This is a genomic window from Streptomyces xiaopingdaonensis (assembly GCF_000262345.1).
Taxonomy (GTDB): domain Bacteria; phylum Actinomycetota; class Actinomycetes; order Streptomycetales; family Streptomycetaceae; genus Streptomyces; species Streptomyces xiaopingdaonensis.
Genome location: NZ_AJTQ01000104.1, coordinates 33057 through 48400 on the forward strand (window position 1 = coordinate 33057; position 15344 = coordinate 48400).

General features: G+C 72.3%; 14 protein-coding genes. 8 read left to right on the forward strand and 6 right to left on the reverse strand.

The features are described 5' to 3' along the window. Positions 1–4: 4 nt before the first annotated feature. Complete coding sequence (locus UWG_RS0108220; RefSeq protein ID WP_016906723.1) at positions 5–622, reverse strand: LysE family translocator; 618 nt, start codon at positions 620–622, stop codon at positions 5–7. Positions 623–733: 111 nt separating this feature from the next. Here UWG_RS0108220 and UWG_RS0108225 point away from each other — a divergent pair, with 111 nt between their 5' ends. Next, on the forward strand, positions 734–1192 hold the full coding sequence (locus UWG_RS0108225; RefSeq protein WP_016906724.1) for an Lrp/AsnC family transcriptional regulator: 459 nt from the start codon (positions 734–736) through the stop codon (positions 1190–1192). A 34-nt stretch (positions 1193–1226) separates the two neighbouring features. Here UWG_RS0108225 and UWG_RS0108230 read toward each other — a convergent pair whose 3' ends face one another. Both UWG_RS0108230 and UWG_RS0108235 read right to left on the reverse strand, forming a co-directional pair. Beyond that, positions 1227–1493 (reverse strand): hypothetical protein, encoded by a 267-nt coding sequence (locus UWG_RS0108230; protein WP_016906725.1) that lies wholly within the window; start codon positions 1491–1493, stop codon positions 1227–1229. Positions 1494–1503: 10 nt separating this feature from the next. After that, positions 1504–2874, reverse strand: a complete 1371-nt coding sequence (locus UWG_RS0108235) for a TRAP transporter large permease subunit (RefSeq protein WP_016906726.1) — start codon at positions 2872–2874, stop codon at positions 1504–1506. A 209-nt stretch (positions 2875–3083) separates the two neighbouring features. Between UWG_RS0108235 and UWG_RS0108240 the strand changes: the two genes are divergently transcribed. From UWG_RS0108240 to UWG_RS0108250, 3 genes are all read left to right on the forward strand, one after another. Next, on the forward strand, positions 3084–3836 hold the full coding sequence (locus UWG_RS0108240; protein ID WP_016906727.1) for a GntR family transcriptional regulator: 753 nt from the start codon (positions 3084–3086) through the stop codon (positions 3834–3836). 105 nt (positions 3837–3941) lie between these two features. After that, the gene (locus tag UWG_RS0108245) at positions 3942–5318 is read left to right on the forward strand and encodes an acyclic terpene utilization AtuA family protein (RefSeq protein WP_016906728.1); all 1377 of its coding nucleotides are present in this window, start codon (positions 3942–3944) and stop codon (positions 5316–5318) included. A gap of 29 nt (positions 5319–5347) precedes the next feature. Then, a complete protein-coding gene (locus tag UWG_RS0108250) occupies positions 5348–5671 on the forward strand; it encodes a DUF4387 domain-containing protein (RefSeq protein WP_016906729.1) in 324 nt (107 codons plus the stop codon). Between the two features lie 48 nt (positions 5672–5719). Here the strand turns inward: UWG_RS0108250 and UWG_RS0108255 are convergent, their stop codons facing one another. Then, a complete protein-coding gene (locus UWG_RS0108255; protein ID WP_016906730.1) occupies positions 5720–6850 on the reverse strand; it encodes a CaiB/BaiF CoA transferase family protein in 1131 nt (376 codons plus the stop codon). An 86-nt stretch (positions 6851–6936) separates the two neighbouring features. On the opposite strand from UWG_RS0108255, the gene UWG_RS0108260 reads away from it, so the two are divergent. Further along, a complete protein-coding gene (locus tag UWG_RS0108260; RefSeq protein WP_016906731.1) occupies positions 6937–8127 on the forward strand; it encodes an acyl-CoA dehydrogenase family protein in 1191 nt (396 codons plus the stop codon). Between the two features lie 68 nt (positions 8128–8195). After that, entirely contained in the window at positions 8196–8864 is a 669-nt protein-coding gene (locus UWG_RS0108265) for a GntR family transcriptional regulator (protein WP_237720028.1), read from the forward strand. A 265-nt stretch (positions 8865–9129) separates the two neighbouring features. Here the strand turns inward: UWG_RS0108265 and UWG_RS0108270 are convergent, their stop codons facing one another. Then, positions 9130–10407, reverse strand: coding sequence for a sensor histidine kinase (locus UWG_RS0108270; RefSeq protein ID WP_016906733.1), 1278 nt, complete (start codon positions 10405–10407; stop codon positions 9130–9132). Positions 10408–10757: 350 nt separating this feature from the next. Beyond that, positions 10758–11417, reverse strand: a complete 660-nt coding sequence (locus tag UWG_RS0108275) for a response regulator transcription factor (RefSeq protein ID WP_016906734.1) — start codon at positions 11415–11417, stop codon at positions 10758–10760. A gap of 484 nt (positions 11418–11901) precedes the next feature. On the opposite strand from UWG_RS0108275, the gene UWG_RS0108280 reads away from it, so the two are divergent. Both UWG_RS0108280 and UWG_RS0108285 read left to right on the forward strand, forming a co-directional pair. Next, on the forward strand, positions 11902–12669 hold the full coding sequence (locus tag UWG_RS0108280; protein WP_016906735.1) for an ABC transporter ATP-binding protein: 768 nt from the start codon (positions 11902–11904) through the stop codon (positions 12667–12669). 3 nt (positions 12670–12672) lie between these two features. Further along, positions 12673–15246, forward strand: a complete 2574-nt coding sequence (locus UWG_RS0108285) for an FtsX-like permease family protein (protein ID WP_016906736.1) — start codon at positions 12673–12675, stop codon at positions 15244–15246. The last annotated feature ends 98 nt before the right edge of the window (positions 15247–15344 follow it).

Genomic DNA, 15344 nt, shown 5'->3' on the forward strand with positions numbered 1-15344 from the left:
GCGGTCAGCCTGCGAGGCGTTCGGCCAGCAGGAGCCCACCGATGACGATCATCATGGCACCTGAGACACGGGTGACGGCGCGGGCCGCAGCGGGCCGGGCCCGGAGCACGGCGCGGGCCAGGACGCCGACGCTGAGGTAGACCACGGCGCAGGCCGTCATGTGGACGATGCCGAGCAGCCCGGTCTGCGCGGCGACGGGCCAGCCGCCCCCCGGGTCGATGAACTGCGGGAACAGCGACAAGTAGAGCAGCAGCGCCTTCGGGTTCAGTCCGCTGATCCCCATCCCCTGCAACAGCACCTGCGCCGGGGAGGAACCCGTGGTCTCCGCCGAGGCCGTCGCCACGGCCGGCCGCCGCAGCACGCTCCAGCCCAGCCACACCAGATACCCGGCCCCGGCCGCGGTCAGCGCGGTGAGCAGGGCCGGGGAGCTTGCGACGAGCACCGCCAGCCCGGCGACGGCGAGCAGGGTGTAGCCCACGTACCCGGCGAGCAGTCCGGCGACCGCCGGGACGACCGAGCGGTCACGCAGCCCGGCGGCTATGGCGAAAGCCCAGTCCGCGCCCGGCGTGAACACCAGCAAGAGGTCCACCGCCAGGAATGCCGCCAGCGTGGTCGTGTCCATCGGTCGGTCCTTCTCGCATGCTGTCCTGCCACAGCAAGGTTAGGAGCGACCGGATCGAAAGTGTTCCCTGATCTGCTCCGGGAGCAGCGCGAATGAGGGAGTATTTTCCCCATGGACGCCTTGGACCGAAAGATTCTTACCGAGCTCCAGCAGGACGGCCGCCTCACCGTCACCGAGCTGGCCGCACGCATGAAGCTGAGCGTCTCGCCCTGCCACCGCCGACTGCGCGACCTGGAGCGCCGGGGAGCCATCCGCGGCTACCGCGCCGTCGTCGACCCCGTCGCCGTCGGACTCGAATTCGAGGCACTCGTCTTCGCGACCCTGCGCTGGGAGGACGGCGACACCGTCGCCTCCTTCGAGGAAGCCGTGTCCGCCGTCCCGAACGTGTTGCAGGCCCAACGCCTGTTCGGCGACCCCGACTACTTGCTGCGTGTGGCCGCGGCCGACCTGACCGCCTTCCAACGGCTCTACGACGAGCAGCTCGCAAGGCTGCCCGGCGTCCAGCGGCTCAACTCCACCCTCGTCATGAAAAACGTCGTCCACGACCGCCCCCTGCCCGAACAGCCGTGAACGCGACGGCGAACGGGCGCCTCCCGCCCGGAGGCTAGGAGCCACCGGACTCGGACGTCTTCGGCGGCGCCGCGGTGAGGGAGTGCTCCCTGCTGAGGTAGGTGTGGACCACCCCGACGAGCACGGCGCCCGCGGCGACGGAGATGCTCCACTTCGCCGTCGTCCCCGCCCACTCGCTCACGGTCGCACCGGCCGAGCCGCCCAGGATCAGGGCCACGAGGAAGAGCAGAGCGATCACGACGGCGAGCGCGGTGGAGAGGAAGGCGAGCGCGCCGTAGCAGGCGGTGAGAATCTTCTTCACGGTTTCCTCCTCAGATTCCGGTGATCGGCAGCAGTCCTGCGAGCAACACCATCGACAGCAGCAGGTGGGACGCGACCCATATGAGGCTGGCCTTCGCGGTCTTGCCGAACTCCGAGCCCGCTATGCCCATCGTCACGAAGAGCCCGAGGGCGAGCGGCGGCGTCATCCCCTCCAGCGCTCCGGTGAGGGCGGGGAGCATGACGGCGAGCAGCAGCGGGTCACCGCCGAGCGAGCCGAAGGCGGCGATCACGGGGGCGCCGAGGATGGCGACCTGTGCGGTCCCGGGGATCACCATCCCCAGGACGCAGAAGGCCAGCGGCACGATGACGACGAGCGTCGCGAGGTTCAGGTCGAGGCCGGTGAACCATGCCTCGATTTCTTTGTCGGCGTCGAGCCCGGCGAACGCCTCGGAGATGGAGTAGGCGAAGTACACGGTGGCCGCGACCGGTACGACCTTCCCGAGCGAGCCGCGCAGGATCTCCAGGATCGGCGCGAGGCGCAACCGCCCGCCCGGCAGCGCCCGACGTCCGACGGCGAGGGCGTAGACCGCGGCTATCCCGGGCGTGAACATCAGCACCGAGTCGGAGAACGCGGTGGCCCCTTCCGTTCCGAGGCGCGCGACGAGCAGGTCCTCGGCGAGGACGTCGAGCATCAGCGGGACGAAGATCAGCAGCGGCAGCAGCAGCGCCGAACGCCCCTCCCGCCAGGCGGACTTGAAGGTGGGCCGCTCCTCGACCGGGATCGGCTCGACCTTGGTGGCGCGGCAGACCACGAAGAGCAGCAGCAGCTTCTGCACGAGGAACCAGCCGCCGACGGCGAACGAGGCGAGCGTCCACGCGCTGAGGCTCATCCTGCCGGGCTCGACGCGGTCCACGACCCCGTAGGCGAGGAAGATGATGCCGGCGGGCGGAATGATGTTGCCCAGCATGCTGGCGGACATCTCGATGGACGCGGCCATGTGGGGTTTGAACCCCGCCCGCTTCATCATCGGGATGGTGAACGCGCCCACGGCGGCGGCGTTTCCGGGGCCGCTGCCGGAGAGCGCCGCCATGAAGGCGCTCGCCAGGGTGGCGACGTATCCGGACCCGCCGCGGAACCGGCCGATGACCGCCAGCGCGATCTTCACGATGCGTCCCACCACGTCGGTCGCGTCGAAGACCACGGCGACGACCATGAACGTGAAGATGACGTAGAACAGGCTGGTCCGCGCGGGATGGAGCAGGTATTCGCCGAGGCTTCCCCACTGTCCGGAGAGGGCGACGAGCAGGATCAGTCCAAGAGCCATGTTCTCGTACATCGGCCGTTTGAAGACCAGGAACATGACGCTGATGAACGCGATGAGCGCGAGCAGCAGCACGAGCGCTTCCGGCAACCCGAACAAGGCGCCTCCCTGCCAGAACATAGCCGGGGAGACCAGTGGTATTACTGGTCATGTCAAGTGCGCGGACGCTAGCACGCCGCACCGCGGGACGGAAGATCTCCGGTGACCCCTCGCCCCCTGCTCCGTACCGGAGTTGCTCCGGGAGAGCCGCCCCGACCAAGATGGGGAGGCACCCGCATCGCAAGAGGTCATTACAGGGGGAGAGTGCGTTGCTGAACCGGGAAGACGGGCTCCCTCTGTACGCGCAACTCGTCGAGGACCTGCGCTCGGGCATCGAGGCCGGGCGTTGGCCCGTGGGCTCCCGGCTCCCCTCGGAGCGGGAGCTGTGCAGGCAGTTCGACGTCAGTCGGATCACCGTCCGCCACGCCATCGACACCGCGGTGCGGGAGGGCCTGGTGGAACGCGTCCACGGCGTCGGCACCTTCGTGGCGCGACCCCCCGTCGAGCAGGCGCTCGACCGCATCAACAGCTTCGAACGCACCCTCGCCGAGCGGGGGTTGGTGGCTGCCACCTCCGTCCACTCCTCCACGGTGACGGTCGGCGACCTCGCGCTGACGAGCATCCTCCGCCTCGACGCGGCGGAGTCGGTGACCAATCTCCAGCTCGTCGGCACCGGCAACGAAGAGCCGGTCGTGTTCTACGACAGCTTCTTCCCGCAGGACGTCGGCGAGGAGATGGCGCGCGCGGCGGAGCACGCCCAGGAGAAGGGCGACCCGTTCTCGACGCTCGACCTCTACCGCGACCCGGTGCGGGTCGCGCCCGACCGGTTGGAGCAGACCTTCGAGGCCATGGTGGCCGACCGGACGCTCGCCGCGCTCCTCGCCGTCCCCGAGGGATGGCCGGTGCTGCGGGTCACCTCCGTGATGTCGCAGTCCGGCCGGCCCATCGAGTACCGGCTGGCGAGCTACCGGGGCGACCGCTACCGGTTCGCGGTCGACCGCGGCCTTCCCGCTTCCTCCTGAGTTCGCGCGCCGACTGCGCGCGGAGCCAAGGGCGTTGACATCCCGACAAGCGCAGTGCCAGCCTGCTCCGTGAAGTGGTTATAACCAGTAATGGAGCGAGGTCTCATGAAGACGGAACTGCGCATCGTCAGTCCCAACGGCCACCTGGGATTCGCTCCCACCAAGGAGGAGAGCTTCCGGATAGCGGCCGGGACGAGGCCCGACTACTACTGCTGCGACTCCGGAAGCGACGACATCGGTCCGGCCGCCCTCGGCTCCGACCGCTCGGTGAGCATGTACGAGTGGCAGCGGCACGACCTCGAACTCATGCTGCTCGCCGCACGCGAGCAGGGTGTCCCGATGATCGTCGGCTCCGCGGGGGACTGCGGGACGAACAGCCGGGTCGACATGTACGTCGAGATCATCAAGGATCTCGCCGCCGAGCACGCGCTACCTCCCTTCCGGCTGGCGTACTTCTACTCGGAGACGGACACCGCCGACCTGCGCGCCCGGATGGACGGCGGGGTCGTCTTCGAGGGCCTCGACGGCCGGGACCAACTGACGGCCGAGCAACTGGACATGACCACCCGCGCCGTGGCGGTGGCCGGCGTCCACCCGTTCCTGGAGGCCCTGCGCGGCGGCGCGGACGTCATCATCGGGGGGCGCTCCAGCGACTGCGCCGTCTTCGCCGCCCCCGCGATCCACGAGGGTTTCCCGCCCGAGCACGCCTACTACCTCGGCAAGGTCCTGGAGTGCGCCTCGTTCTGCGCGGAGCCGTACGGGGCGAAGGAGAGCGTGATCGGCACGGTCACCCGGGACGACGTGCGGGTCACGGCGATGGCGCCGCACCAGCGTTGCACGGTGGCCAGCGTCGCGGGGCACGCGATGTACGAGCGGAGCAACCCCTACTACGAGTACTTCGCCGGCGGCATGTTGGACATGTCCGAGTGCCGCTACGAGCAGTACGACGAGCGGACCACCCGTATCACCGGCCAGAAGTACGTCCCGATCGAGGGTGACACCAAGGTCAAGATCGAGGGGTCCGCCCGGCTGGGCGAGAAGTTCATCGGCATCGCCGGCATCCGCGACCCCTACACGATCGCCCACATCGACAAGGTGCTCGACCTGGCGCGCGGCGAGGTGGCGGCGCAGTTCGAGGGCATCGACTACCGCCTGAACTTCCGGGTCTTCGGCAAGAACGGGGTGATGGGCGACCTGGAGCCGGTGAGCGAGATCAGGTCGCACGAACTGTGCGTCGTCCTCGAAGGCATCGCGGAGACCGCCGAGTTGGCCGAGAGCGTCACCCTCATGGGGACGCGGCAGATCTTCTACGCACGCCTGCCCGAGGTGAAGGGGACGGCGGGCACGGCGTCCTTCGTGGTCGACGACGTCCTCCCGGCCGGCGCCTCGTACCTGTGGACGATCAACCACACCCTGCCCGTCGGCGACCCGATGGAGCTGTTCCCGCTGTCGACGCTGGAAGTCGGCGGCACCGCACGATGAGCACCCCCACCACCCCGACGGGAGCGAGCATGGGCACGAGGACACTGGCCGAGCTGGCCAAGACGATCCGGAGCAAGAACGCCGGCACCGACCGGATCACCTTCGACGTGATCTTCCACGCCGAGGAGGAGTACCGACACGTCAAGGAGAGCGGCGTGTTGACGAGGGAGGCGGTCGCGGCCCTCTTCAAGGTGGACGAGGAGCGCGTCGTGGACTTCGTCTACTTCGACCCCGCGTACGCCGTGAAGTTCACGCTGGCGCGGGCGGCCCCGAGCGGGAGCCCCGGCGAGGGCGACGTCTTCGGCTGCCAGCAGTATCCGCCGCTGCTCGACATCGTCGTGCCCATGGACTGACGCGTCCCGCGGGGCGGTGGACCACGTCCGCCGCCCCGCGCCGTCGTGTCAGGAGGCGGGCGCCTCCGTGCCGCCGAGCGCCGGCGGCGCCGAGCGATAGGTGGGCGGGGTCGCGGAGAGGCGGATCGGGTTGCGGACGCTCGGTGCCGACGTCCCGTCGGCGCGGGGCACTTCGACGATCGGGGCGAGGTCGAGGGACTCGGCGAGCGCGAAGGCCCCGGCGATGTCGTTGACCCGCCCGGCCGGCACTCCGGCGTCCCCCAGCTCGCGTATCCATGCGGCGGCCGGGCGGCCGGCGAGGGCGTCCACGAGGAGGCTCCGCAGCTCGCCGCGGTGGCTCACGCGGAGGTCGTTGTCGGCGAAGCGCGGGTCGTCGGCGAGCTCGGGGCGGCCCAACACCGCCGCGAGGGAGCGGAATTGACGGTCGTTGCCGACCGCGAGCACCAGCTCGCCCTCGGCCGTGGGCAGCGGCTCGTACGGTGCGATGCTCGGGTGCGCGTTGCCCATGCGGCCGGCGACGTGTCCCGCCACGGCGTACGCGGAGCCCTGGTTGGCGAGCGCCGCGAGCAGCGAGGAGAGGAGGTCGACCTCGACGCGCTGGCCCTCGCCCGTGTGCGCGCGGTGGCGCAGCGCCGTCAACACCCCGACGGCCGCGAAGAGTCCGCTGAGCACGTCGACGAGCGCGACCCCGACCTTCTGCGGCTCGCCCTCGGGTTCGCCCGTGATGCTCATCAGCCCGCCCACCGCCTGGATCAGCAGGTCGTACCCGGGGAGTGCGGCGCCGGGGCCCGAACCGAAGCCGGTGATGGAGCAGTACACGACGCCGGGCGACTCGGCGCGCACGGCGTCGTAGCCGAGACCGAGGCGGTCCATGACGCCGGGGCGGAAGTTCTCCACGACGACGTCGGCGCCGGCCACCAACCGCCGCGCCTCGGCCCGTCCTTCGTCGCTCCGGAGGTCGAGGACGACGCTGTCCTTGTTGCGGTTGGCCGCCTGGAAGTAGGTGGCCTGACCGGCTTCGTCGTAGGGCGGGCCCCACGCCCGGGTGTCGTCGCCCGTACCCGGTCGCTCGATCTTGGTCACCGTCGCCCCGAGGTCCGCGAGGACCATTGTCGCGAACGGCCCGGCGAGCACACGGGAGAAGTCGACGATGCGGAGGTCTTCCAGGGCTTGGGTCATGGGGCGGCTCTCTGTTGAGGGGGAGTCGAGTCTGTGGTTTCCTACCCTAGATTTTCGAGGATTTATTGCCAAGGGAGGCGGAAACGATGACGCGACAGGGCGGCAGGGCCAACAGCGGGCCACGACCCGGGGACTTCCTGGACATCGACCACCAACTCTCCGACGAGGAGCGCGACATCCGGGACACGGTGCGCTCCTTCGTGGAGGACCACGTCACCCCGTACGTCGGCGACTGGTACGAGGAAGCCCGCATCCCTCGCGAACTCCCCGCGCAGCTCGGCGGGTTGGGTGTCCTCGGCATGCACCTGGAGGGGTACGGCTGCGCCGGCGCCGGCGCCACCGCGTACGGTCTCGCCTGCCTCGAGTTGGAGGCGGGCGACAGCGGCGTCCGCAGCCTCGTCTCCGTCCAGGGCTCCCTCGCGATGTACGCGATCCGGCGCTGGGGCTCCCAGGAGCAGAAGGAGCACTGGCTGCCCGGGATGGCGGCGGGCGAGACCGTCGGCTGCTTCGGACTCACCGAGCCCGACGCCGGGTCCGACCCCGGGGCCATGCGTACCCGCGCGCGGTGGGACGGTGCCGACTGGGTCCTCGACGGCCGGAAGATGTGGATCACCAACGGCTCCCTCGCCGACGTCGCGGTGGTGTGGGCCGTCACCGACCAGGGGCCCCGCGGCTTCCTCGTACCCCGCGGCACACCCGGGTTCTCCGCGCACGAGATCCACAAGAAGCTCTCGCTGCGGGCCTCCGTCACGGCCGAACTCGTCCTGGAGGACGTGCGCCTGCCCGCGGACGCCGTACTGCCCGAGGCCACGTCGCTGCGGGGCCCGCTCTCCTGCCTCAACGAGGCCCGGTACGGGATCGTCTGGGGTGCGGCCGGTGCCGCCCGCGCCTGCTTCGAGGCGGCGCTCGGCTACAGCATGGAGCGCACCGCCTTCGGAAAGCCGATCGCCGGGACGCAGATCCAGCAGCAGAAGCTCGCGGCCATGGCGCTGGAGGTCAACCGCGCGACGCTGCTCGCACTGCACCTGGGCCGGCTCAAGGACGAGGAGCGGCTGCGCCCCGAGCAGATCAGCATGGGCAAGCTGGCCAACGTGAACGCCGCGCTGGATGTCGCCCGCACCGCCCGCCAGGTGCTCGGCGCGAACGGCATCTCGCTGGAGTACCCCGTCATCAGGCACATGAACAACCTGGAGTCGGTGGTCACTTACGAGGGCACGGCGGACGTCCACGCGCTCGTCGTGGGCGGGGCGCTCACGGGTATCCAGGCGTTCCGGTGAGCCGGCGCCGTCCGGCCGGTGCGCACCGGCCGGACGGCCCTCAGGGGCGAAAGGCTATGCTCCCGGCGGTGAACGATCCCCAACTCTCCGAGCCCGCCACGGCCCAGCAGCACGCCGTCGACGCCCTGCGCCGCCTCATGGTCTCCAGTACGCTCCGGCCCGGGCAGCGGGTGAACCAGGAGGACGTCGCGTCGCGCACCGGGCTCAGCGTCGCACCGGTCCGCGAGGCGCTGCGGGTCCTGGAGCAGGAAGGCCAGGTGACCTACCGGCCGCGGCGCGGGTACTTCGTCACGGAGCTCCAGTACGACGACCTGCAGGAGATCTACGAGCTGCGCCAGGTGCTCGAGGAGCGCGCCGTCCGGTACGCGCTGCCGCACCTCGACGACGCGGCGCTGCGCCGCATCGACGCCGACGCCGGAGAGTGCGCACGCGCGGCGGGCGCCGGCGACGTGGCGGCGGAGCTCGCGGCGAACCGCCGGTTCCACTTCCACCTCATGGAGGCGCCGGGCCAGCGCCACGTGCTCCGCCTGATCCGGCTGCTCTGGGACGCGACCGAGGTGTACCGCGCCATGTACTACAACCTCCCCGAGGAGCGCGCCGAGTCCGTCGACGCCCACGAGCGGATCGTGCGGGCGGTCAGGTCCCGCGACGCCGACCGGCTCGTCGCCGAGCTCGACGCCCACCGGGAGCGGGCGCTGGAGGTGCTCCAGGGGGTGATCGGGGAGCCGGGTGGCTGAGGGCGCGGGTCGTACGCGCGTCGGCGGTTCGGCAACCCCCGTACGGCCGTTGGTCGGTCTCCTCGTCGGGGGACGCCGGCCGGTCCCTTCGGACAGCCGTGCCGGTCGCTCGTGGACCGGTGCGGCGACTCTTCCGACGTGCGGGCCGAGACGGCCGCCCGACGTGTCCGCCGCGGGACGGGGCCCGACGTGTCCGCCGCGGGACGGGGCCCGCGCCTGAAGGCCGAGCGACTCCCCTTCCTCCGCGGCCCGTTCGCCGTGCGACTCACACCCCGCAGGGGAGGCGTACCTCCAGCGCCGTCGGGCCGCCCGGTGGGCTGCCGACGGTGAGCGACCCGTCGTGCGCGGCGACGCGGCGGCGGATGCCGGAGAGTCCCGAACCGCCTTCCTCCTCGGCGCCGCCGTGGCCGTCGTCCTCGATGCGGAGGTGGAGTCGGCCGCCGCTGCTGCTCACCTTCACGGCGGCGCGGTGCGCCCCGCTGTGCTTGGCGATGTTCGTCAGCGCCTCGGCGACGACGAAGTACGCGGTCGCCTCGACGGAGGCGGCGCACCGCTCCGCCGCCTCGACCTCGACGGCGCACGGCACCGCGCAGTCTGCGGCGAGCGCCGTCAGAGCCGCTTCGAGACCCCGGTCGGCGAGGACCGGCGGCAGGATGCTCCGGGAGACGGAGCGGAGTTCGGCGAGGGCGTCCTCGACGGCGGTCTGCGTCTGCTCCAGCAGGCTCTCGGCCTGCGAAGGGTCGCGGGCCGCCATGCGGCGGGCGGCGCCGAGCAGGACGGTGACCCTGATCATCCGGTTCTGTGCACCGTCGTGCAACGCCCGCTCGATCCGCCGCAGTTCGCTGGCGTGCGCGTCCAGCGCCGCGGCCCGGCTGGCGGTGAGCTCGGCGACCCGCAGCGACAGGTCCGCCTCCGGACTGGCCGCCAGCAGGCGCCGGCCGGCACCCGCCTGCAAGCGGGCCATGCGGGGGGAGAGCAGCAGGACGGCGGCGCACCAGCAGAGCCCGAGCAGACCGGCGGCGCCGGCGTCCGTCCAGGAACGGGCGGTCCCGATCCCGATGGACGTGCTCGTCACGCCCTCCGGGACCAGGCGCCACCAGAGCGGAAAGCTGACGTCCCGCACGGCGAAGAGCGGCAGCAGCACGCCCAGCGCGCCGAGCAGCAGCCCGAACGTGCCGTGCCGGACGAGCCAGCGCAGTGTGCGGCGCGTCACGGGGTCGGCCCAGGCCAGGCGCAGCCGCGTCGACGGCCGTTCGGGACCCACGACCTCAGGGCCCCAGCGCCCGAGCCGTTCACGTTCCCTGTGCGCCAACGCGTGCGCGGCGCTCAGCGCGACGGGCGTGAGCAGCACCCCGACACCCAACGGAACGGTGAGGACGCCGAGGAGCAGCCACGGCAGCACGAGCAGCGCGAGCACCGAGGTGGCAAGCCCGCCCGCCAACTGCTCCAGCGCGGCGAACGCCCGGGAGACCGTACGGGCGGCGACGGCAGCGGCCCCCGTACGCCCCTCCCCGCCGCCCGGCCGCTCGGGACTCGCTGCCATGTCCCTCCCCGTCCGCTTCGTTCGCCCACAACCCTATGACGACGCGGAACCGGGTCGGGAGGCAGGCGCCCGCGGGGCCCCGTTGCGCGGAGCGCGAGCGTGGCCGTGGCGGCGGGCGTCCTTGTCGGTGCGAGGGCGGAGCCCGGTGTCCGGATGCGTCGCGGGGGCCGGTCCGTCGATGTCGTTCTGCTGGGTACGGGCACGCTCCGGGGCGAGGCGCGCCGAGCGTCGTCGTGCCGGGGCGGACCCGGCGTCCGTGCACCGTCGTCGGGCGGTGCCGTTCCGCTGCGGGCGGGACGCCGACGGGGGCCGCTCGGCCCCGCTGCTGAGCTTTGAGCGAGGGGGTTGCGTCAGAGCCTGAGCCGGGCGTCGTCGAGGTAGCGGAGGACCGCGGCGACGCGGCGGTCGGTGCGGTCGGTCGGCGTCAGGTCGAGCTTGGTGAAGATGCTGCGGATGTGCTTGTGCACGGCGCCGTCGGTGACGGCGAGGCGCTCGGCGATGGCGGTGTTCCCCAACCCTTCGGCCATCAGGGCCAGTACGTCCCGTTCCCGTGGGCTCAGGCGGGCGAGCCGCGCGTCGGGGCGGGCCCGCGCGAAGAGTTGGGCGATGACCTCGGGATCGATCGCGGTCTCTCCCGCCGCCACCCGGTACAGCGCGTCGAGGAAGTCCTCGACCCTTCCGACACGCTCCTTGAGGAGGTAGCCGAGCCGGGCGCTGCCACCCGCCAGCAACTCGGTGGCGAACGCCTGCTCCACGTGGGCGGAGAGGACGAGCACGGCCAACTCCGGGCGGCTCCGCCTGGCCCGCATCGCCGCGGTGATCCCCTCGTCGGTATGGGTCGGCGGCATGCGGACGTCGACGACTGCGACGTCCGGGTCATGGGCCTCGACAGCGGCGAGGAAGGCGTCGGGCGTGCTGGTCGCGGCCGCCACGTCGAGCGCCTCCGCGCGGAGCAGGAGAGCGAGCCCCTCGCGCAACAGCGGGTCGTCCTCGGCTATCACGATGCGCATGCTTCACTCCCGGATGGCGGGCTCGTCCGCTCCCCGCGCGGCGGGACGTTCGGGAGCCCGGAACTTCGGACGCTCGAGCGCTCCGTACGGGACCGCGCCTACCGATGAGCCACGACCGGGCGCCGCCCACCGGTCCACGCCGCGAGGGCCCGAATCCGTCCGCGCGCGCAGGTCGTTGGGCACGTCCGTACTATATGCCGGGACCCGACGCTCAGCCGGCGCGGGGTACAGCCTGCTGTACCCCGCGCCTTCCTGTTGGCCGGATCGTCGCCGATGACGAGCGTCCGTAACGTCGAGCACGAACTCATCAGCACCACAAGGAGTCCCACGTGACCGAGCCCTGCAGCGGCTTCGCAAGCCCCCGGAAGCCGCGGACACGGCCCGCGCCCCCGCCCCGCACGCGCACCGTCGGAGCCCGCGCCGAGCACCGAGTCGCGCTCGGCGCCGTCGCGTTCGCCGCTCGCCACGGGATACGGAGGGCGTCGTGAGGTACGCGTGGGACGCGGCGGCCGGCGTCGCGGAGAGCAGTCCGCAGGCGCCCGCTGTGGTGCTGCAAGGCGTGACGAAGACCTACCCCGGGGACGTGCAGGCGCTGCACGGCGTCTCCCTCACCGTGCAGCGCGGCACGTTCCTCGCCGTCATGGGCCCCTCGGGTTCGGGCAAGAGCACGTTGATGCACTGCGCCGCCGGGCTGGACACGCCGACGAACGGTCGTGTCTTCGTCGACGGCACCGAGATCGGCACGTTGAGCGAGACCGCCCGCACCGAACTGCGCAGGGACAGCGTGGGGTTCGTCTTCCAGTCCTACAACCTGGTGCCGTCGCTGAGCATCGAGGACAACATCACCCTGCCGCTGCGGCTCGCCGGCCGGACGCCGGACCGGGAGTGGGTGCGCGGCCTCGTCGAGCGGGTCGGTATCGGTGAGCGACTCTCCCACCGCCCGGCCGAGTTGTCGGGAGGGCAGCAGCAACGCGTCGCGATAGCCCGCGCGTTGGCGGCCCGTCCCGCCGTCGTCTTCGCCGACGAGCCGACGGGCGCGCTCGACCTGCGCACCGGACGCGAAGTGCTGGCGCTCCTCCGCGACATGGTCGACACGCTGGGCCAGACCGTCGTGATGGTCACCCACGACCCGGCAGCCGCCGCGCGGGCAGACCTGGCGACCGTGATGGCCGACGGGCGCGTCGTGGACACGTTCGTCCAGGCCACCGCCGCCGAACTCGCGGCCGCTGTCACGAAGTTGGAGACGGAGTAGCCGATGCTGTACTGCGCATGGCACATGGTGCGCCGCAGGATCGCCGCGCTCCTCGCCGTGGTCTGCGCGGCGCTGGGCGGTGCCGCCATGGTCACCGGCATCGGCGTCCTCGCCGACTCCGGCTGGCGCTCGCACGCGCCGGTCGAGCGGCTCGACCGTGCCGACGTCGTCGTCTCGGCGAGCCAGAGCCACCAGCCGCCGAAACCCTTCCTCCCGTCGATCGCGCTTCCCGAGCGCGTCCAGGTCCCCGAAGAACTCGCCGACCGGCTGGCGCGGTTGCCCGGCGTCGCCGACACGGTGAGCGACCGGAGCTTCCCCGCGGCCGTCGTCACGGACAGCGGCGACGCCGCGCCGGCCGAGGACGCGAGCGTCAACGGGCACGGCTGGTCCTCGACCGGCCTGCTCGCCGCCCACGACGTCAAGGGCTCGGCCCCCGCGGGGCCGCGCGAGGTCGCACTCGACCAGGGCACGGCCGCCGCGGCGAACGCGGAGCCGGGCGACCGGGTCACCGTGGTCGCCGCCGGACGCACGGGCAGCTACCGGGTCTCCGCCGTGCTCCAAGTGCCGGGCAGCGGTGTGTACTTCACCGACGCCGCGGCGGCTGGGCTGGCCGCTCCCGGCACCGCAGCCGGCACGCAGGACGCCTCCGGCGAGGACTCTCCGGCGTCCGCCGACCTCATCGCCGTGCGCGCCGAGCCCGGCGAGGCCGACAGGGCCGCCGACGAGGTGCGCCAGGCCGTCGCCGACGACGACCTGAACGTGACCACCGGAGCCGCCCGCGGCGACGCCGAGTCCCCAGGAACGACCGCCGCCCGCTCCCTCCTGCCCACCCTCGCAGCCTCGTTGACCGGAGTGACGCTGCTCGTCGTCGGGTTCATCGTGGCCGGAGCCCTCTCGGTCGCCGTCCAGTCCCAGCGGCGCGAACTCGCGCTGATGCGCGCCGTCGGCGCGACCCCGCGCCAGATCCGGCGGATCGTCACCCTCCAGGCGGTGCTCACCTCGGCGGCGGCGGCCGTCCCAGGGGCCGCGCTCGGCTACCTTCTCGCCGAGCGCTTCCGGGACCTGCTGGTGTGGACGGGGATGCTGCCGTCCGGACTGCCCCTCACCTACGGCCCGTTGCCCGCCGTCGCAGGCGTGGTGTTCCTCGTCGGCGTGGTGAGCGTGGCGGCGTGGTGCGTCGCCTGGCGTACGTCGCGGATGCCGGCGACCGAGGCGGTCGCCGAGTCCCGCAGCGAGCCCCGCAAGCCGTCGCCCGTGCGGGCGCGGATCGGGCTGGGGCTCATCGTCGGCGGTACCGCGCTCTCCATCGGGCCGCTGCTGATCCGGTCGCAGGTCGGGGCCGTGGGCACCGCGCTCGCCGGCATCCTCGCGGCGATCGGCCTCGCGCTCGTCGGGCCCGTGCTGGTCGGCCGCATCGGCCGGGCGCTGTCCCGCAGGCTCCCCGAGTCGGCGCCGGCGTCGACCTGGCTCGCCGTGGCCAACAGCCACGGCTATGCGCAGCGCGCCGCAGGGGCCGCCAGCACGCTGGCGATGGCCGTGGTCTTCACCCTCACCTACACACTCACCCAGACCACCGTGGTGGCCGCCACCTCGGGCGAGGTCCGCGACGCGACCCGGGCGGAGTTCGGCGTGAGCGCACCGGGACTCGGCGGCGTCCCCGAAGACCTCGCCGGCGACCTCAGGGACCGGCCGGGTGTGGACGCGGCCGCACCCGTCACCACGACCACCGCCCTGTGGCCGTTCCAGGTGCTCAACGAAACCGAGGTCGAGAGCGCACCCGCGATGGTGCTCGACCACGAGGCCGGCGGCGTGCTCGACCTCGACGTGCGCGACGGCGACCTCGCGGACCTCAAGGGCCGCACCGTCGCCGTCAGTGCCGACGCCGCCGAATCCCGTGACGTGCACGTGGGCAGCACGGTGGAGTTCTACCTAGGCGACGGCGCTCCGGTCTCCGCACGCGTCGTGGCGACGTACGGGCGCGGCCTCGGCTTCGGCGAGCTCGTCCTCTCCCGCGACCTGGCCGGCTCCCACACCACCACGGGACTCGACCAGCAGCTCTACGTCACGACCGACGGCTCCGAAGCCGCCGAACGCGAGGTGACCGAACTCGTCTCCTCGCACCCGGGGTTGGCCCTCGACGACGACCCCGGCGCGGCGGAGAAGGGCGGCGTGGGAGGCGTACCGCCCCAACTGTGGATCAACATCGCCGTACTCGCCGTGCTGCTGGCGTATCTCCTGGTCGGGATCGCCAACAAGCTCGTCGCCACCACCGCGGCACGGCGGACCGAACTCGCCACGCTCCAACTCGTCGGGGCGACACCGCATCAGGTCCGCGCGATGATGCGGCGCGAGGCGGCGCTGCTCACGGTCGCGGCGTTGGTCGGCGGGCTGCTGCTCTCGATCGTCCCCCTGGTGCTGCTTTCGGCAGGTTTCCTCGGCCGGCCCGTGCCGTCCGGGCCCGCCTGGTTGCTGCCCGCCCTCGCGGTGGTTGTCGCGGCCATCGCCTTCCTCTCGACGGAGCTCCCCACGCGCAGAGCCCTGCGCACTCCGCCGACCCAGGCGCTCACGCGCACCTGACGGCTCGCCCGGGGCCATGCCGGCGTCGGCCGGTCGTGCACCGGGGCTGCGTGCCTGCCGTCCGCCCGCCACGGTGAACGCCGTGGCGGGGGGGGGGG

Coding starts and splice junctions, on each gene's coding strand:
- UWG_RS0108220 (WP_016906723.1), bottom strand. CDS start 622: ATGGACACGACCACGCTGGCGGCATTCCTGGCGGTGGACCTCTTGCTG.
- UWG_RS0108225 (WP_016906724.1), top strand. CDS start 734: ATGGACGCCTTGGACCGAAAGATTCTTACCGAGCTCCAGCAGGACGGC.
- UWG_RS0108245 (WP_016906728.1), top strand. CDS start 3,942: ATGAAGACGGAACTGCGCATCGTCAGTCCCAACGGCCACCTGGGATTC.
- UWG_RS0108250 (WP_016906729.1), top strand. CDS start 5,348: ATGGGCACGAGGACACTGGCCGAGCTGGCCAAGACGATCCGGAGCAAG.
- UWG_RS0108255 (WP_016906730.1), bottom strand. CDS start 6,850: ATGACCCAAGCCCTGGAAGACCTCCGCATCGTCGACTTCTCCCGTGTG.
- UWG_RS0108260 (WP_016906731.1), top strand. CDS start 6,937: ATGACGCGACAGGGCGGCAGGGCCAACAGCGGGCCACGACCCGGGGAC.
- UWG_RS0108270 (WP_016906733.1), bottom strand. CDS start 10,407: ATGGCAGCGAGTCCCGAGCGGCCGGGCGGCGGGGAGGGGCGTACGGGG.
- UWG_RS0108275 (WP_016906734.1), bottom strand. CDS start 11,417: ATGCGCATCGTGATAGCCGAGGACGACCCGCTGTTGCGCGAGGGGCTC.
- UWG_RS0108285 (WP_016906736.1), top strand. CDS start 12,673: ATGCTGTACTGCGCATGGCACATGGTGCGCCGCAGGATCGCCGCGCTC.